At 64.7% G+C, this 18246-nt stretch carries 17 protein-coding genes and 1 tRNA gene; 9 read left to right on the plus strand and 9 right to left on the minus strand.

Annotated elements, in window-relative coordinates:
• Positions 1-32: 32 nt before the first annotated feature.
• Positions 33-1097 (minus strand): carbon-nitrogen hydrolase family protein, encoded by a 1065-nt coding sequence (locus IF803_RS09855; protein ID WP_461192007.1) that lies wholly within the window; start codon positions 1095-1097, stop codon positions 33-35.
• Positions 1098-1369: 272 nt separating this feature from the next.
• Here IF803_RS09855 and IF803_RS09860 point away from each other — a divergent pair, with 272 nt between their 5' ends.
• From IF803_RS09860 to IF803_RS09870, 3 genes are all read left to right on the plus strand, one after another.
• A complete protein-coding gene (locus IF803_RS09860; protein WP_461192008.1) occupies positions 1370-2320 on the plus strand; it encodes a LysR family transcriptional regulator in 951 nt (316 codons plus the stop codon).
• A 77-nt stretch (positions 2321-2397) separates the two neighbouring features.
• Positions 2398-2700 carry a DUF485 domain-containing protein gene (locus IF803_RS09865; RefSeq protein WP_461192009.1) on the plus strand — a complete coding sequence of 101 codons (303 nt, stop codon included), beginning with the start codon at positions 2398-2400 and terminating at the stop codon, positions 2698-2700.
• Between the two features lie 12 nt (positions 2701-2712).
• Entirely contained in the window at positions 2713-4296 is a 1584-nt protein-coding gene (locus IF803_RS09870) for a solute symporter family protein (protein ID WP_461192010.1), read from the plus strand.
• Positions 4297-4509: 213 nt separating this feature from the next.
• On the opposite strand, the gene glmU is transcribed toward IF803_RS09870, so the two are convergent.
• Positions 4510-5868 carry a bifunctional UDP-N-acetylglucosamine diphosphorylase/glucosamine-1-phosphate N-acetyltransferase GlmU gene (gene glmU / locus IF803_RS09875; protein ID WP_028340715.1) on the minus strand — a complete coding sequence of 453 codons (1359 nt, stop codon included), beginning with the start codon at positions 5866-5868 and terminating at the stop codon, positions 4510-4512.
• A gap of 183 nt (positions 5869-6051) precedes the next feature.
• Here glmU and IF803_RS09880 point away from each other — a divergent pair, with 183 nt between their 5' ends.
• Positions 6052-7434 (plus strand): hypothetical protein, encoded by a 1383-nt coding sequence (locus tag IF803_RS09880; protein ID WP_461192011.1) that lies wholly within the window; start codon positions 6052-6054, stop codon positions 7432-7434.
• Positions 7435-7528: 94 nt separating this feature from the next.
• Positions 7529-7909: a hypothetical protein gene (locus IF803_RS09885; protein WP_018271584.1), complete on the plus strand. Its 381-nt coding sequence runs from the start codon at positions 7529-7531 to the stop codon at positions 7907-7909.
• On the opposite strand, the gene IF803_RS09890 is transcribed toward IF803_RS09885, so the two are convergent.
• Positions 7869-9497 (minus strand): glycoside hydrolase family 17 protein, encoded by a 1629-nt coding sequence (locus IF803_RS09890; RefSeq protein ID WP_461192012.1) that lies wholly within the window; start codon positions 9495-9497, stop codon positions 7869-7871. The two genes, IF803_RS09885 and IF803_RS09890, sit on opposite strands and share 41 nt — an antisense overlap.
• 245 nt (positions 9498-9742) lie before the next feature.
• Here IF803_RS09890 and IF803_RS09895 point away from each other — a divergent pair, with 245 nt between their 5' ends.
• From IF803_RS09895 to IF803_RS09910, 4 genes are all read left to right on the plus strand, one after another.
• Positions 9743-10354 (plus strand): beta-1-3, beta-1-6-glucan biosynthesis protein, encoded by a 612-nt coding sequence (locus tag IF803_RS09895; RefSeq protein ID WP_461192013.1) that lies wholly within the window; start codon positions 9743-9745, stop codon positions 10352-10354.
• 193 nt (positions 10355-10547) lie between these two features.
• The gene (locus IF803_RS09900; protein ID WP_461192014.1) at positions 10548-13397 is read left to right on the plus strand and encodes a glycosyltransferase; all 2850 of its coding nucleotides are present in this window, start codon (positions 10548-10550) and stop codon (positions 13395-13397) included.
• Between the two features lie 194 nt (positions 13398-13591).
• Positions 13592-13667: transfer RNA gene (locus IF803_RS09905), tRNA-Lys, on the plus strand.
• Between the two features lie 641 nt (positions 13668-14308).
• Complete coding sequence (locus tag IF803_RS09910) at positions 14309-14440, plus strand: hypothetical protein (protein WP_259243485.1); 132 nt, start codon at positions 14309-14311, stop codon at positions 14438-14440.
• A 344-nt stretch (positions 14441-14784) separates the two neighbouring features.
• Here IF803_RS09910 and IF803_RS09915 read toward each other — a convergent pair whose 3' ends face one another.
• From IF803_RS09915 to IF803_RS09940, 6 genes are all read right to left on the minus strand, one after another.
• On the minus strand, positions 14785-15090 hold the full coding sequence (locus IF803_RS09915; protein ID WP_281446651.1) for a hypothetical protein: 306 nt from the start codon (positions 15088-15090) through the stop codon (positions 14785-14787).
• Between the two features lie 76 nt (positions 15091-15166).
• Complete coding sequence (locus tag IF803_RS09920) at positions 15167-16072, minus strand: ribonuclease Z (RefSeq protein ID WP_461192015.1); 906 nt, start codon at positions 16070-16072, stop codon at positions 15167-15169.
• Between the two features lie 215 nt (positions 16073-16287).
• Positions 16288-16482, minus strand: coding sequence for a hypothetical protein (locus tag IF803_RS09925; RefSeq protein WP_016846119.1), 195 nt, complete (start codon positions 16480-16482; stop codon positions 16288-16290).
• A gap of 525 nt (positions 16483-17007) precedes the next feature.
• Positions 17008-17466 (minus strand): hypothetical protein, encoded by a 459-nt coding sequence (locus IF803_RS09930; protein WP_461192016.1) that lies wholly within the window; start codon positions 17464-17466, stop codon positions 17008-17010.
• A gap of 35 nt (positions 17467-17501) precedes the next feature.
• Entirely contained in the window at positions 17502-17663 is a 162-nt protein-coding gene (locus IF803_RS09935) for a hypothetical protein (protein WP_461192017.1), read from the minus strand.
• An 89-nt stretch (positions 17664-17752) separates the two neighbouring features.
• On the minus strand, positions 17753-18013 hold the full coding sequence (locus IF803_RS09940; RefSeq protein ID WP_028340725.1) for a DUF3551 domain-containing protein: 261 nt from the start codon (positions 18011-18013) through the stop codon (positions 17753-17755).
• Between the last annotated feature and the right edge of the window lie 233 nt (positions 18014-18246).

The following is an 18246-nucleotide window of genomic DNA, read 5'->3' on the forward strand; positions in this document are numbered from 1 at the left end:
GAAGGATTGTATGAGGCCGCACCAGCTCTTCGTCAGCTCCGGCAGTCGCGCCCCTGCCCGTTCAAACCCGCGTCGGCATCGATCGACAGAATTGCCGCGTTTTGCGTATCCGCTATCGGTTGATCTGCATCGCGGAATCGCGCCGGGGTCAGCCGGCTGCGGTCGACCGTCACGCCAAAGATGTCGAAGCGGTTGTAGTAGCCGACCACGTCATGAAACTGTTTCGGCTCGACGCAGCGCTTGAGATCGATCTCCGCGTAGGCGATCCCCTCCTGGTCCTGCAATCCATCGCCGAACACGCTGCCGGTCGGATCGACGAAGAAGCTCGCCGCACGTGGTGTCTGGTCGATCACGTCGGCGATCGTTCGATCGCGTTCAATGAGGAAGGCGCGCATCGCCTGGTCCATATAGCCGGCGGTGACGATCCCGAATACCTTGGCTTCGAAGCAATGGGCGCTGGCCCGGATGCGGTTGGCGGCCACGTTGTCGAAATTGCCGCCGCCTGCCGGGCGCCGGGTGGGCCACATCGGCGGCCAGCTCGAAATGTGCACCTGCTCGCCCTGCGCCATCAGCGCGAAGCGGGCCAATGGATTGGTATTCTCGCCGCAAATCAACCCGCCGATCCGGCCCTGCCGCGTCTCCGCGACCTTGAGGCCCGCACCATCGCCGGACGACCAGACCAGCTTCTCATAGAAGGTCGGAACCAGCTTGCGGTGATGGATGAGAATTTCTCCGGTCTCGCCGATCAGCAGGTTCGAGTTCCACAGCCCCCCGACGCTGACGGCGGAGCGCTCGCTGATGCCGATCGAGACGGTGACGCCGAGGGCGCGCGCCTCGGCGCACAGCCGCGCCACTTCCGGTCCGTCCGCCAGCACCGATTGCTCCGCCATGCGCACGAACAGATCGTGGTTGTCGATCGGAGGCCACAGCGCGGCCCAGACCGGAAAGGCGGGAATATAGGTCTCGGGAAACGCGATCAGCTCGGCGCCGGCCCTCGCCGCCTCGCGAATGATGGCGATCGCCTTTTCGGTGGTCGCCCAGCTGTCGAGGAAGACGGGCGCGGCGTGGACGGCAGCAGCCTTGAAACGAGGGAGCATGTCGAAAATCCCGGCTAGGCGTTTTCCAGCGAAGTGGATACCGGTTCGCATGAAGAAACGCGTCAAAACAAAAATCTGGAGCCCGTTCCGATCCAATCGGAACGGAAGGCTCTAGGATGAGGGGAGCGAAGCGGTATCATCCCTGCCTTGCCGGCGTGCATGGGAATTGTCGCAATGTCGGTTGCGAAGGATCGGAACCGCCACGCGCTGGAACGGGAATTGCTTTGCTGACAAGGGCCGCAATCTCAACGGCCGCAACCTGGAGGCAGATCATGTTCGACACGATCAACTGGGACGATCTGCGGGTATTTCTCTGCGCCGCCCGCGCCGGGAATTTGAGCCAAACAGCAAAGCGGCTGCGGCTCGACCATTCCACCGTCAGCCGGCGCATCGCCCAGATGGAAGCTTCCCTCGGGGTGGCGGTGTTCGAACGCCACCGCACCGGGCTCAAGCTCAACGAAGTCGGCGAGCGGTTGTTGCGTCATGCCGAGCGGGTCGAGAGCGCGGTGATCGCCATTCGCGAGGAGGCCAGCGCCAGCGACACCCAGGAGCTCGTCGGGACCGTGCGGCTCGCCACCATGGAGGGGATCGCCTCGCTCTATCTGGCGCAACGCTTTGCCAAGCTGCGACGCACCGCGCCACAGCTCACCGTCGAACTCGTCACGTCCGCCCAGACAGTCTACGTCCATAAGCGCGAGGCCGATCTGTTCGTGTCCTTCTTCCGGCCACCTGGTCCCGGTCTGATCTCGGAGCGCATCGGCAAGTTTCGGCTCGGGCTATTCGCGAGCCAGGACTATCTCGACAACCATGGGATGCCCGCAAGCCTGCGCGACCTGCAGGATCATTGGTTCGTGTCCTATATCGAGGACCTGATCCAGGTCGATTCGGTGCGCTGGCTCGCCGACGTCGTCGAAGAGCCGAAAATCGCCTTCCATTCCAACAGCATGATCGCCCAGATGAACGCCGCGGCGGGTGGCCTCGGCATCGTGATGCTTCCGAGCTTTGCCACAAGGGACCGGCCCGACCTGATACCCGTGCTGCCCGCTCTCGCCGGCACCGTTCGCGAGGTCTGGCTCAACGTCCACAGCGACCTGCAATTCGCCCCGCGCATCCGCGCCGTCCGCGCTTTCCTGAAAAATACCCTGAAGCAGGACCCCGACATGCAGGTCACGCTGGCCGATGTCGTGCCGCAGCCGCGCACAGCAGATTGCAAAAATCCATAATTCCCTTCCGTCAGCCCCCGGCTGAAGCTCGTCCGATTGGCGCAAGCAGAGCGCGCTGAAGTTTTGAGGGGGCCGATATGCACGTGGTTACTCCCGGCAATGCCGATCTTGCGCCGAGCGGCGTCGCGTTGGCCAAGAAACTGGCCAAGAAGCGGCTCACATTCGGGCTCGTTCTTAGCGTCGCGATGATCGCGATCTATTTCGGCTTCATGGGGCTGTTCGCGTTCGACAAGCCGCTGCTCGGCACCATCCTGATGCCCGGCCTGTCGCTTTGCATCGTGCTCGGCCCGCTCGTCATCATCTCTTCCTTCGTGCTCTGCCTGGTCTACGTGCTGTGGGCGAACCGGGTGTTCGACGCAGGCGTTCGCGAGCTTCGCTAAGGGGACAGGCAAATGGGCAGCAGCACACTTTCTATCGGGTTCTTCTTCGCCTTCATGGCGTTGACGCTGGCGATCACCTATTGGGCTGCGCGTCGCACGCGCACCACCGAGCACTTCTTTGCCGCCGGCGGCCAGGTCACGCCGTGGCAGAACGGCTGGGCACTCGCGGGAGACTTCCTGAGCGCCGCGGCCCTGCTCGGAATTGCCGGCATTGTCACCTCGAACGGCTTCGACGGCATGATCTATTCGATCGGGTGGCTGGTCGGCTGGCCGATCATTCTGTTCCTGATCGTCGAACCATTGCGCAATGTCGGCCGCTTCACCTTCGCCGACGTCGTGGCCTACCGCCTGCGCCAGCGCCCGGTGCGCCTCGCCGGCGCCATCGGTACACTTGCCGTCATCCTGTTCTACCTGATCGCCCAGATGGTCGCGACAGGATCGCTGATCAAGCTGCTGTTCGGCCTGCCCTACACCTGGTCGGTCATCGTCGTCGGCAGCGTGATGCTGGTCTATGTGCTGTTCGGCGGCATGTTGGCGACGACCTGGGTGCAGGTGGTCAAGGCTGTGCTGCTGATGGGCGGCGGCGTCCTGCTCGCCTTCCTCGTGTTGACCCATTTCGACATGAACCCGCTGAAGCTGTTCGCCGCGGCGTCCGAGAAATACGGCACCAAGGTGCTGCAGCCGGGATCGAAGGTGGTCTCGGGTCAATGGGATGCCATCTCGCTCGGGCTCGGCCTGATGTTCGGAACCGCCGCGATGCCGCATGTGCTCATGCGGGCCTATACGGTGAAGGATTCCAAAGCGGCACGGCTGTCGATCCTCTATGCCACCGGCCTGATCGGCGTCTTTCATCTCATGGTCTTCATCATCGGCTTTGGCGCCATGGTGCTGGTCGGCCCCGAGGCGGTGGCCAAGGCCGGAGGCGGCGGCAACATGGCAGCGCCCCTGCTCGCACTCACCGTCGGCGGCAATGCGTTCTTCGGCTTCATCTGTGCGGTCGCGTTCGCGACCATGCTCGCGGTCGTCGCGGGGCTGACGCTGTCGGGCGTCGCCACGCTCTGCCACGACGTCTGGACCAATGTGATCCGGAACGGCACCGCTCAGGAGGCCGAGCAGCTCAAGGTCGCGCGGGTCGCGACTGTTCTGATTTCCATCCTCGCCATCGGCCTGGGCATCGCGTTCGAAGGCCAGAATGTCGCCTTCATGGCGGGACTTGCGTTCTCGATCGCCTGCGCCGCCAACTTCCCTTCGCTCGTGCTCGCCATCACCTGGCGCCGCTTCACGACGCCTGCTGCCGTGGCGAGCATCCTCGTCGGCACGCTGAGCTCGCTGGTGCTGATCTATCTGTCCCCGACCATCCAGGTCGACATTCTCGGCAAGCCGCTCGCCGCGGTCGAGCATCAATGGTGGTTCGTGTCGCTGCGCAATCCCGCGATCATCAGCATGCCGCTATCCTTTGCGGTCGCGATCCTGCTGTCGCTGGTCACCCGCGAGAAGAACGCAAACCTCGCCTTTGACGAGATGCAGCGGCGCATCCTGCTCGGACCGGTCCAGCCGAACACCGACGAGCCGCGCCAGGCGAAGAATGCGGCATGAACCGGGGCACGGGGGACGCAGACGTATGTCTCACTGACCGTTCCACCTATTCGGTGTCGTCCCTGCGAAAGCAGGGACCCATAACCGCCGATGGTTATTGTTTCACGATGCTGGAACGACGAGTCCCGTTCACAACGCCGGCCGCGGAGTATGGGTCCCTGCTTTCGCAGGGACGACAACTTCGTGGAGACTCGGAATCACGTCGCGAGAAGATCACTTCCCCTTCGCGGCCTTCTCCTTCAGCTTCGCCGTGCGGTAGCGCGCGGCGCCGCCTTCGCGGATGGACTGCTCGCTGCGCTCGAGCGCCATCGCATCGTCGGGAACATCCTTGGTGATCACCGAGCCCGAGCCGATATAGGCGCCCTTGCCGATCGTGACCGGCGCGACCAGCGACGTATTGGTGCCGATGAAGGCGCCCTCGCCGATCAGCGTCTTGTGCTTGAGGAAGCCGTCATAGTTGCAGGTGATGGTGCCGGCACCGAGGTTGGAATTGGCACCGACATGGGCGTCGCCGACATAAGAGAGATGGTTGACCTTGACCCCGGCCTCCAGCCGCGAACCCTTGGTCTCGACGAAATTGCCGATCTTCACGCCGTCGCCGAGCGAAGTGCCGGGCCGCAGCCGCGCGTAGGGTCCGAGCTCCACCTTCTTGCCGAGCGTGGACTGGGTGATGTGCGAGAAGGAATGGATCACGGCGCCGTCGTCGATCGACACGCCGGGACCGATCACCACGAATGGCTCGATCGTGACGTCCTTGCCGAATTTGGTGTCGGCGGCGAGATAGATGGTCTCCGGCGCGATCAGGGTCACGCCGGCCTCGAGCGCCTGCTTGCGCAGCCGCGCCTGCATCACGGCCTCGGCCTCGGCGAGCTGCGCCTTGGTGTTGATGCCGCGCACTTCGTCTTCGCTGGTCTCGATCACGACGGCCTCCAGTCCGAGTTCCCTGACGATGCCGACGGCATCGGTCAGATAATATTCGCCCTTGGCGTTGGCGTTGCCGATCTTCTCGATGATCGCGAGCGCCTTCTTGCCGTCGAACGCCATCACGCCGGCATTGCACAGCGTGATCTTGCGCTCTTCGGCACTGGCATCGGCCTGCTCGCGGATCGCAACCAGCTTGCCGTTCTCGACCACCAGCCGGCCGTAGCCGGTCGGGTCGGCGGCACGGAAGCCGAGCACCGCAAGGGCCGCGCCGCCGCGCAGCGGCGCGCGCATACGGGCAAAGGTCTCGGCCGAGATCAGCGGCGTATCGCCGAATGCGATCAAGAGGTCGTCGGCGCCGCGGGCGATCGCCTCGCGCGCCGCCAGCACCGCATGCGCGGTGCCGAGCCGTTCGCGCTGCACGAAGGTCTGCGCGTCGGGCCGCACCCGCCGCGCCTCGGCGGCGACCGCCTCGTGGTCCGGGCCGATCACGACCGCGAGCTGCGATCCCTCGCCGGAGGCCGCGGCGTCGAGCACATGCGCCAGCAGCGGCTGCCCGGCCACCGGGTGCAGTACCTTCGGCAGCGACGAGCGCATCCGCGTGCCCTCGCCGGCCGCAAGCACCACTGTCAGGCTCGTTCGCGCAGTCATTCGCAATCCTCGATGTCGCGCGCAGTTCGCTGCGCAAAGCTCTCTTCGAGGCCGTCTTTAATTGTTTTCCCCGGCAGAAGAAACCGATTCGCCTCGGTGGCGCTCCGGATTCAAGTTCCCGGTCCATTTCCTGTTAATCTTTGCCTCGTGATTCGGCGGGCCTTGAGGAGGGCCAAGCGGGCTTTGGCCAAAGATCGCGACAATCTGGCGGCGGAATTCGACACCGAGAGCACCACCGGCTTTTTGGCCGAGGAGGAAGCTGTGGATCGCCGCATGCTGTGGCGGCTCGGCTCGTGGGGCGTCGCCGCGGTCGGCGCCGTCACCGTCGCGGTGATGGCCAACCAGTCGGCGCTGACGCTGCGGCGCGACCAGGTCGCCACCGCGGACCTCGCGCGACAGGCCCAGCAATCGCAAGCGCTGGCGAAGGAGAGCCACAACGAGACGCGCCGGCTGGCGTCCGCGATCGATACGCTCAACGGCGACCGCGACCGGCTGTATTCGCGCGTCACCACGCTGGAGCAGGGTCTCGACTCCGTGACCGGCGCGATCGCCAGGCAGCCGCCGGCACCAGCGGCGGCACCATCACCCTTGGCAGCGGCGTCCGGTGCCTCGCCCGCAACCGCCAGCTCGTCCCCCGCCGCCTCCGCGCCAACCGTTGCCGCTGTCGCAACGACGCCGCCGGTCGCATTGGACAAGCCGGCGGCGATCGACAAGCCGCCCGCAGCCGGCGACAGCAAGGCGACTGGGCCGATCGAGAAGCCGGTTGCGGCGGCCGAAAAGCCGGTAACGGCCGACAAGAAACTGGCGCCCGCGGCCGCCAAGCCGCAAGCCGCCGCGGAGAAGCCGCCAGCCTCCGACAATTCGCCGCCGAATTCCGCCTCCGCCGCATCGATCGCCAGTCCGATGAGCGCCGCGGCGGCCAGCGCCGAGGATGCACCCGCCGTGCCGGCGCCGATCGCGGACAAGCCGCCCGCCGACAAGCCGGTCCTGGCATCGCTCGATCCTGCGGCGAACAAGGCAACCGAAGCGGTCAAGCCGCCGACCGCCAACGATGTCACCGCCGCACCGATCCCTCCGCTGGTGATCACGGCGGATCCGGACTCCGAGGACGATGCGCCGCAGGCACAGATCCACCGCACCGAGTTCGGCGTCGATCTCGGCACGGCCAATTCGGTCAATGGGCTGCGCGCGCTGTGGCGCGGCCTGTTGAAGTCGAAGGCCAACGCGCCGCTGGCGGCGCTGCGGCCGATCATCGTGATCAAGGAGAACAGCAACGGGCTCGGCATGCAGTTGCGCCTGGTGGCCGGACCGCTGAACGACGCCGGCACCGCCGCCAGGATCTGCGCGGGCCTCAGCCTGGTGCAGCGGACCTGCGAGACGGCGATCTATGACGGCCAGCGGCTGGCCCTCAACGAGTCGCCCGCCGGAGCCAAGCCGGCGCCATCGCATCGGCGGGCCGTGCCGAAGCGCGCCGTCGCACCACCGCCATCGCCGCAGCCGGTCGCCGAAGACAAGAAGCCGGAGCCGACCACGATCTCCTCGATGTTCCGGCGGAACAGCCAATAATCATGTCAGCCAAGGGATTGCGGCCGGATTTTCAACCGATTTCGATGCTCCGACCGAGCTTGTCCCGCAACCCGATCCCGACCATAGTGCCGCGATGACAAAACCTCCGTTCCGCCTCTCCCCCTATCAGGTCCAGTTCCTGATGGTCGTGGGCTTCGTCACCGTCGGCTACGCGCTCTACGTGCGCTATCTGGCAATCGAGTTCTCTCCCGTTGCGCTGGCCTGCGACGCCGGCACGCAGACCATGCTCTGCAAGGCTCGCGCGCTGTCGACCGTACTGTTCAAGAACTCGGTGTTCGGGATCACCGCGCTGGTAATCGCGGTGCTCAACCTGACGCGGCCGTCGATCGTGCTGCTCACCGTCGGCTTGATCGCTGCGGGGCTCGGGATCGTGCTCTACAACGTCGTGCTGTCGGGGCTTGCGATCGGGCTGTTCATCCTGGGTTTTGCGCGGCCCGCGCCCGCCACAGCGTAGCGGCAAGCAAAAGGTACATCACGCAGGTCCATTCCGACTGCCAGTTGATCGTACCCTCATTGTAGACCGTGTAGAGGGCGGCGATCGCCAACAGGCCGGCGAATACGGATTCCGCGAGCGGCCGGATGCCCTCCTTCGGGCGATTGAGCATGGTCAGCAGCGCGAATGGCACCACCGCCATGGTCAGCGAGGCATACGGGAAATCGCGGTAGCGCGGATCGAAGGTGAAGCCGAGCGCGGTTTCGGCAGCAATCACCGTGGTGATGATCAGCACAATCGCCAGCACCGCGCCGATCACGCCCTTGCCGCGATAGTCGCGCGGCCCGATCAACTCCAGGAAGGTCGGCAGCGACCGCCCGGCGATCAGCGCATGCGCCGTCAGCAGTGGCGCGGCAATGCCCGCCGCGAGCAGCACGCCCCAATGCAGCCAGCCGCCGACGCCGTAGCTCTCGTAATACATCTTGTCGCCGGCAATCCCGAGCAGCGCCCCCGCCGTCGTCGCCGAAATGGCGACCGCGATCCAGGCCGACGGCCGCGGCGTCCAGGGCCGGCGGCGCAGCGTCAGCCAGGCCGCGAGGAAGGTGGCGACGGACAGCGCCATGCCGCCCGCCATCTGCAGCTTCCAGTCCGGATAGTTCGTGATAGCAACGCCGGGCGGATATTTCACCTGCCGCTTGACCGAATCGAACAGGCCCCAATTGCCGCCGACCGTGCCCTCGAGCTTGCGCTTCCAGGGCTGGTCGTAGGCCTCGATCAGGTTGACCCGAAAGCCCTCGCGCTTGGCGAGGTCGAGGATCTCGGACACCACCCGCGCCTGGTTGGTGCGCGACGGCAATGCGCCTTCCCGCATCCGCCCCTGGCTCGGCCAGCCGGTCTCGCCGATCAGGATCTCCTTGCCGGGGAATGTCACCGCCATCCGCTTGCGGATATCGTCGACATGCGCCGCGGCGTACTTCGCCTTGACCGGGATGTCCTCCCAATACGGCAGGATGTGAATGGTGACGAAATCGACCGCGTCATAAATCTCGCGGTTCTTCACCCAGTATTCCCAGACGTCGGCATAGGTGACGGGAAGATTGCCCGCCGCCGCCTTCACCGCGCGGATGTTGCCGGCAAGATCGTTGGCGGTCATCTCGCCGCGCAGCAGCACCTCGTTGCCGACGATCAGCGAGGTGACGACGCCGGGATACTCCTTGGCGAGCCGGACCGCGATCGCGATCTGCTGCAAATTCTTGAAGCGGTTGCTGCTGAGCCAGATGCCCTGCATCACCTTCAGCCCGACCTTGGCCGCAACGCCGGGGACCTGGTCGAGGCCGTTCTCGATCGAATAGGTGCGCACGCAGTCGGTGACCTTGGCGAGATCGGTCAGATCCTGCTCGATCTGCTCGACTGGAATCTGCGTGGTGGGATCCAGCGGCGTCTGCGCGCCGCGGAACGGCGTATAGGATACGCATTGCAGCTTTGCAGCGGGATCGATCGGCGCGCGCACGAGCGTAATCGGCGTGGCGAGCCACCACCACACGGATGCAATCACGGCGAGCGAGATCAGGAGAAGCGCCAGCGGCGTACGAAGCGAAATCGGTTCCATCCTCCGGGGGACCGTCGAATTAGCCGGTCACAGCCCATCTGCCAAGAGCGGGATTAGGTCAATACCATGGTTGTCCTGCGACAGTTTTGCGCTGGGTCGATAAAGTTGTGAGTTTGCTGGACAAAATACCAAATTCCAGTCATGGGATTCCGCCAGAGTCTCCGCCGCACTGGAGACCTATTTGGACGGCATCACGCGAGCCGTTAGGATGATCCCGCGGGGGCAGGAACATTATCGGGGAATACATGCGTCGACGGCTGCTTGAGTTGAAGAACACTGCTTTGCGCCACCTTGCCGTAACCGGCCTTGTCACATGCCTTGCGCTCCTGACCGGGGCCGGCGGCGCTTTCGCCCAGAGCGGCACGCCCAATCCGCCCGACCAGGCCAAGCAGCAGCCTGGGCAGGCCGACGCGAACGCCAATGCGGCGCGGGAGGCCAACCAGCGCAAGGTCGAGGAATTCGTCGAGGCCCAGCAGGCGATCAACGGCCCGGCCGGCAACCCGGAATGCGTCTGGCTCGGCCGGCGCGTCGTCCGCCTGATGTGGAACGACGACCTCGACACCGCGTTCCGCCATCTCGACCTCTACGACCGGTTCGGCTGCCCCGGCGGCCACGTCCAGGCGGCGTTCCGCTGCCTGACCCGGTTCGGCGCCCAGATCGACGACAAGGTCCGCGGCAGCCTCGACGGCCGCATCCACGCCTGCTGGATCAACCCGGGCGCGCAGCCCCAGGCCGCGGCGGCCGCCGCGGCTCCCACCCCGGCGCCGGCGACGGCCGGCACCGCCGCACCGGCACCGGCAGCGTCGCCCTCGCCTGCACCGACCCCGTCGGCGTCACCTGCGCCGGCGTCGAAATAGCCGTATCCCGCGACCGGGTCCGGCCGCGATTTTTTTCGCGGCTGGAACGGCTTGCGCCCTTAAAACGCCATCGCGGCACACCAGTTGTTAAATCGGATGGCGGAGATATCTTTCCCTCCGCCATCGTATTGGTCGAACCCAGGGGACGGGTTCGCTTAGTCCTCAATCTCAGGCCCCGTATGGTTTAACCGCGATGCGCGCCGTCGTCGCCGTCCTGTTGCTTGTCACCGCCGCCCACGCCGCCCTGTGGGGTCTCTTCCAGGAGAAGCAGTCGGCGCCCGATTTCCGTGGCACGCTGCCGAGCCTGTCCTACGCCCCGTTCGAGTCGGGTCATACGGTCGCCGACGTTGCCGCCGACACCGAGAAGGTGCGCACCGACCTGAAGAAGCTCTCCACGCTCACCAAAGCGGTCCGCCTCTATTCGTCGACGGAAGGCAACGAGCTGGTGCCGCCGGTCGCCGCCGAGTTCGGCATGAAGGTCACGGTTGGCGCGTGGATCGACAAGGACGCCAACCGCAACAACCGCGAGATCGAAGCCGCGATCAATCTGGCCAAGCGCAACAGCAACGTCATCGGAATCGTGGTCGGCAACGAAACCGTGTTCCGCGGCGAGCAGGTGCCGCTGGAAAACCTCGGCTCGGTTCCGGAGATCGGCGTGCCGCCCGAGGAGTCCGAGCGCATTCTTCGCGAGGAAGCGCAGCGCCTTCACGACGCGGAAATGCAGCCGGATGAAAACGGCAGCAGCGGCTTGAGCAAGCGCGCTGAAGCGATCAAGTGGGCAGTCGCCGAAAACAACGTGCACCGGCTGATCAAGGTGATTCAGCGGGTCAAGAAGTCGGTCAACGTTCCCGTCACGACCGGTGAAATCTGGAACATCTGGCGCGACCATCCGCAACTCGCCAACTCGTCCGACTTCGTCGCCGCGCACGTGCTGCCCTATTGGGAAAACTTCACCGACAAGCAGGCGGTGGACCAGGCGGTCGACCGCTACAATTTGTTGCGCGACTCCTTCCCCGGCAAACGCATCCTGATCGCCGAATTCGGCTGGCCGAGCCAGGGCTACAATCTGCGCAGCGCCGTTCCCGGCCCGTTCCAGCAGGCCACGGTGCTGCGCAACTTCGTCACCCGCGCCGAAGCCATCGGCATGGACTACAATATCGTCGAGGCGATCGATCAGCCCTGGAAGTTCTTCGAAGGCGGCGTCGGACCCTATTGGGGCATCCTCAATGCCGACCGCGAGCCGAAGTTCGCCTGGACCGGTCCGGTCACCGATCCGAACTACTGGAAGATCGCGCTGGTCGCCGTGCTGGTCGGGCTGTTCATGTCGCTGCCGATCCTGCGGCTGGACCAGCCGACCGTGATGCAGGCGCTGCTCTTGTCGGCGGCCGCCAACGGCGTCGGCGCGTGGGTCGCGACGGTGTTCTCCTACTGGACCACGCACTACTTCGTCTGGGGTTCGGCCTTCGCGCTCAGCCTCGGCCTGGTGCTGCTGGTTCCGCTGGTCCTGATCGCGATGGCGCGGATCGAGGAGATCGCGGCGGTGGCGTTCGGCCGCGGCCCGCGCCGGCTGATCGGCAAGAGCGCGCCGCTTGCGCCCGCCACGATCGGCGAGAACGTGAAGTTTCCGAAGGTCTCGATCCACATCCCGGCCTATTTCGAGCCGGTCGAGATGCTGAAGCAGACGCTCGATGCGGTGTCGCGGCTCGACTATCCGAACTTCGAGTGCGTCTGCATCATCAACAACACGCCCGATCCCGACTTCTGGCGGCCCATCCAGGATCACTGCCGGCTGCTCGGCGAGCGCTTCAAGTTCATCAATGCCGAGAAGGTGCAGGGCTTCAAGGCCGGCGCGCTGCGCATCGCGATGGACCGCACCGCGGCGGATGCCGAGATCATCGGCATCATCGATGCCGACTATGTCGTGCATCCGGACTGGCTGAAGGATCTCGTGCCGGCGTTCGCCGATCCGCGCGTCGGCCTCGTGCAGGCGCCGCAGGAACATCGCGACGGCGATCGCTCGCTGATGCACTACATCATGAACGGAGAATATGCCGGGTTCTTCGACATCGGCATGGTCCAGCGCAACGAGTTCAACGCCATCATCGTGCACGGCACGATGTGCCTGATCCGCCGCGCCGCGATGGACAAGGCCGGCGGCTGGTCCTCTGACACGATCTGCGAGGACACCGATCTCGGCCTCTCGATCCAGCAGCAGGGCTGGCTCACGCACTATACCAATGTGCGTTACGGCGAAGGCCTGCTGCCCGACACCTACGAGGCCTTCAAGAAGCAGCGCCATCGCTGGGCCTATGGCGGCTTCCAGATCGTCAAGAAGCACTGGCGGCGCTTCCTGCCCGGCGCCAGCCGGCTGACGCCCGATCAGCGCCGCGAATTTTCGCTGGGCTGGCTCAACTGGCTCGGCGCCGAGAGCCTCGGCGTCGTGGTGGCGATCCTCAACCTGATCTGGGTGCCGATCGTCGCCTTCGCCGACATCGCGATCCCCGACAAGATTTTGACGCTGCCGATCATTGCATCATTCATTGTCTCGCTGGTGCATTTCGTCGCGCTCTACCGGCTGCGCGTGAACATCAAGGCCGGCCAGATGTTAGGGGCTATGATCGCGGCGATGAGCGTGCAGTGGACGGTGTCGCGCGCGGTGGCGCAGGGTCTGATCACCGAGCATCTTGCGTTCGCCCGCACCTCCAAGGGCGGCCTGTCGCGGATGTCGATCGAGTTCCAGGCATTCTGGGAAGCCGTGATCGGCGTGTTGCTGCTGATCGGCGCCGTCGTGCTGGTCGTCACCAATGGCTACAAGCAGGTACGCGAGATCTACATCTTCGCCGGCGTCCTGGTGCTGCAGAGCCTGCCATTCCTGGCGGCGGTCTCCATCGCGATCCTGGAAAATTCGCGGATCAACGAGTTCGCATTCTGGCGCAACAGCGCGATCCGCACCGCGGAACTGATCGGGTTGCGCCCGGTCAGCCTGCCCTCGGTCGCCGCCCCCTCGCAGCCGGTCGGCTCGGAAATCCGCCGCGACAACTAGCGGCGGATCTAGCCGACTTCAAGAAACGGCCCTAACCGCAGGCGCCGGAACGGCAAATCCGGCGCGCCGGTGCACAATTGAGCGCCCCTCGGCTATTGACCCGATGGGCCCTGCCCCCTACACAGCGCGGGCTGGAGCACGATCCCGAGGTGCGGGTTAACCCGCTGACGTCCGGATCCGCTGTTCAGGTGAGTGAGCGCGTAGCTCAGGCGGTAGAGCACGTGACTTTTAATCATGGGGTCGAGGGTTCGAGTCCCTCCGCGCTCACCAAACAAATTCAGATACTGAAGCCAGAAATACAGCCTCCAATCCGGTTTCAAAGTTTCGTCTTGCACATGCGTTGCACACAGTAGTGCGGCAATGACGATAGCCCTCATGTGCTCGGCGCAGCTGCCGCAGGCGCCGGTGCTATTCATGGCTGCGCGGGCCCTGGCGCCGGCTCTTCTTCTTAATTTTGTGTGAACCAAGCCACACTTGTTCGGCGTGATCTTTAGTAGGTTTTCGGCGCTGGGGATTTCAGGGCCCAGAGGCTGGAAGAACAGGGCGCCGCCGGGACAAACCATTTCGGGCCCGGCGGCGTAATTTTTCGGAATGGTCACCGCACCCCCGATGCTCGGATCAGACGCATTCGGACGCCAACGGCTCGTTGCTCTCCCTGTCGCGGTCATCATGCTCGGCGGCGCCCACGTCGGGCCCGCCTGCGGTTCTCAGGACCGGTCGGCGGCGGGTGTATTGCGGCATAAGGCTTGCTCTTTACGTGGCGCAGGGAATTTCAGTGTCCCGGTTCAGGAACAAGCTGTCGCCGGATGTGTCTTTTGGAGACGGCCAGCTGGATTCATTGGGAGGTATCGTTGAGATACGCAGCGCCCCTACCGTCAAGGTTTATCGTTCGGAGAGGAAGCACCGACTGGATGGTCTATGATCGAGAGCTCAAGGGGCCAGCGCAGTTGAAGAAAGACGGCCGCTTCGCCGAGAAGCTGACGAAGGAACAGGCCGAACACATCAAGCAGGCATTGACGGACGCCCTGAAGCCCGAGCCGTAGGCAGAGCTAGCTCGAATACCCCGATCGGTGGCGACACAAACCGCGAACAGATGACATCTGTGTTACCTCGTAAGGTATATGAACAGAGTTGGGCAAAGCGAACGAGGCGCGGCAAAACCGCGGCGCATCAGTGGAGCAAATTAGGCCGTCGCGGAATTCAGCTTTGACTACCGGCCTTTTAGTCGAGCCACCGCCCGTCGCTGCGGAGGAACGATCAGTGAACAGCCCGCGCCGGTGAAGACCACCTGCGCACCAAGAGGAGCGTGAACGCAGGATGCCGAAAGCGCACGAAGCCCAGCGGGCAATTCGGAGCGAACATTCGGAACGCTGCAAGAGTTCAGCCATCAGGCCAACGGCAACTCGCCTTGACCGCCTGTCCAGTCGATGATGTCGATCTGGAGTCCTCGCTTCAACATCTCGGCCTCGAGACTGCCGGCATGCCGTTTCCATTCGGGCGTTGCGCGGACGCGAAATCTTGGATCTTCGCCGGCTGCCTCGAATTGGTCGTCGGCCTTGAGCGCGCCGCGGACGGCTTCGTACATCATCTTCAGGCTGGCGTCGGTGAAGGCGCCGTAGTCCATCGGTCGTCTCCCTTGGCACTGTGACACGCAAAAGGCCGCCACGTAGTCACTCGTGGCGGCCTTCTGCAAGCGGCCCATCCAGACGGCCTGGGACGACGTTGCGTGAGTCGGGTTAATGAAACGTTGTTCGTGCGGCGGCGCGCACTCAGATCGCGATGCGATCGAAGTCGACGGCTATCCGGCTGTTCGGGAAAATCCTCGTCGCCTCCGCCAGAATGTCCTCGTCCGGGTAGCGGCCGGAGATGTGCGTGAGGATGAGCTGCTTGACCCCGCTCCGCGCCGCAAGCGCGGCCGCTTCGCTGGCGGTCAAATGTCCGTAGTCGCGCGCGATGGCTGCATCACGCTCGAGAAACGTCGCTTCGATCACCAGCACGTCGGCGTCCCTGACGTGTTCGGCCAGCCCCTCGGTGGTTTCGGCATCACCGACGATGACGAGCTTCCTTCGCCCCTGGGCGGGACCAAGCACCCGCTCCGGATCGATGGTGCGACCGTCGTCCAACTTCACCTGCCGTCCCTCCGCCAGCTCCCGCCGAACGGGCCCATCGGGCACGCGCAGCGCGAGGAGCCGGTCCGGGAGGAGATGGCGGCGCATCGCGCTCAGAAAGGAGAAAGCGAAGCTGTCCGTATCCCGGTGGCGGACCGGAAAGCAATCGATGGTGAATTCGCCGGCGTCGAGGACTCGCCCCTCGGTCAACGGCACCAGATCAAGCGGGATCGGCGCTCTGCCCTCGCCCCAGAGGCCTGCCAGCATGCGGACGACGACATCGAGCGTGCCGGGCCCGGCATGAATCGTCATCGCATCCGACGTTTGCCGCAACCGGAGGGTCGAAAACAGCCCGGGGATGCCGAGCACATGATCGAAATGCCCGTGGGTCATCAACAGGCGATCAAGCCGCCGAAAGCCGGCGCCACTCCGCAGCAGCTGGCGCTGCGTTCCCTCGCCGCAATCGACCAGAATACGACTGCCGGCTGCCTCGACGAGGATGCCCGGGTGATTGCGCTCGGGAGACGGCACGCTTGCCGACGTTCCCAGAAAAGTCAGCGAGAACATCGCTGCACCTCGCCTTCCGACTGCCGACGGCGGCATGCCGCCGAGATCGTGCAATCTGATGGCAGCGTCGCCCGATGTGTTCAAGCATCTCGATGCCGCCGACGGTCGAGCGAGGCGTCCCGAAGCCGGCGGCTTAAAGGGCAAGCTGCATCTGCGCCATCGGGATCGGTTGTCGTGACCGGCGCACGCGGCGCCCTTGTCACGCCCTCAACCGGTCACAGCCTCAAACATCGAAACAGCTGCGCGAGCGCGGTGTTGGCGGATTGCGCGCGCCGCTCGACGATTTCGGCCGCAGCGGCATAGTTGCGCGCCAGGATCTGGAGCGCGCGGCGGGCATCCGGCAGCGTGGATTGCTCCGCCATCTCCAGGCACTGATGCTCGAAATATCTGAGCTCCTCAAGTTCGGTCATTCGCGAATCGTCCGATCGGGTCCTGCATTTTCGAACTCAGTGCGCCGGCGACCTAGTGAAAGTTTGGCAAGTTTGTTGCGGGGATCGGGCAATCTGGTCGGAGTGTTTCTGGACGCATGATTTGATAGTCACCGCTCCGTGACCGATGCGAGGATGAGCTGCGCGGATCGACAAGCGCGTGCAATCGTTTCACAATGCGGCTGTCTCGCTTGGCGAGCTTTGGAACATGCGCGGCTGATGCGGCATCGAATTGGCTTGTTGGACCAGATGAGGAAACGCGATTGGGCTTTCGTGGCGGTCTGTGTGGCAGGCGCGCTGCTGTTCGGAGTCTGGAGTTTCCAGATGGGTATCGCGTTTCATCGATCCCAGCACGGCGCGACCGACCTCTCCAGTTCGCACCGGCGGAGCCAGGACGGCGCTTCCGCGCGCAGCCCGGCCCGGCTCCAGGCGGATGACGGCGATCAGCAGGCCGGACAGCCGCGATAGGCGCCGCGATCGCGTTCGTCACCACCACATCGCGTCCGACTAGGCCCACGCCAGCCCTGCCATGCCGGCGGCGCCATCGTCATCTGTCTTGGCATGCGTGAGCCGCCTGCGGCGCGTGCTGTCCTTGGCACGACGGTGACGAACGCCAAATCTGTGCAGCGCCATCGGCACATGCCGCATCACGCCGCGGACGAGATCGATGGCCTGCCTGACGACGGCCACAACCGTCGCAACGCGGGTAAAGAAGCCGATCAGGAAGATCATCGAGAAGATGTCGATATAGGCCAGCACATCGCCAACCAGCATCAGCTCGGGAGGAAGCGGAATCCGGTGCCAATAGGCGCCGATGACGATGGCAACCGGGATCAGCGCGATCAGCTTCCGTAACGTCAGCCGATCGAGCAAGGCGGCGAGCTCAACGACCAGGATCTGCCACAGCCAATCGCCAAGCGCGGCCGGCTTGTCGATCGTCCAAGTCTGCCACAAACGCTGCCACATCGCCGCTCCGCCTCCCCTTGCGCACATGACCTGCGCTACGGCTTCGACGACGCCTCGCTGCTGCCTTCGTCTGCGGCGCCTTGCGCGTCAGCCGGATCGGCCGATGGAAAGATGCGCTCATAGTTCGCACGCGCCTCGCGGATCAGACGCGCGCGCTCGAGTTCGGACTTCGAGATGAACCTGATGATCTCGCCCATGTTTGCTCCAAGGCAGAAAAAATGATCCGACCGTCAGCTATGCAACCATCGTGCCCCGACGGTCGCTTGGCCCGACCTCCTCACACCGCTCAGCGGAACGCCCGCGGCGCCATCCGCTGCTGGCTGAAGGCAACGCGCGGATTGATGCCGCAATAGGCGTCGCGGCCCGACGCGGATGCCTGGCACTGCTGATAGGTCTGGTAGCCGCAATAGCCGGGATATCCCTCCTGCCGGCCCTGGATGCACCAGGGATACTCATAGGGATCGGCCGCCGCAGGCGACGCGGAACCGACAATCCAGCTCGTTCCGAGCGCCGCGAACGCCAGAATTGCCCAATTCGTCCTGCGCATGATCGTGTTTCCTTGCTCAATCGGCACCCAGCCGCTGATCTAGGTACGCCGGCACGATCTGCGAGGTTTCCGGGGACCGCCTCAAGAAGCTGTGACGATCGTTCAAAGCCCGCTCGCGGCACGGTGAGCACCGGCTGACCGGTCATCGGCGCTCGCGGCCTCCACACCCCGCTGGCCCGCTGCCCGCCGGCCCATCCCAGCGCATGTAGTTAACCGACGCCTAATCGGGGATA

The sequence above is a fragment of the Bradyrhizobium sp. UFLA06-06 genome (genome assembly GCF_054820065.1).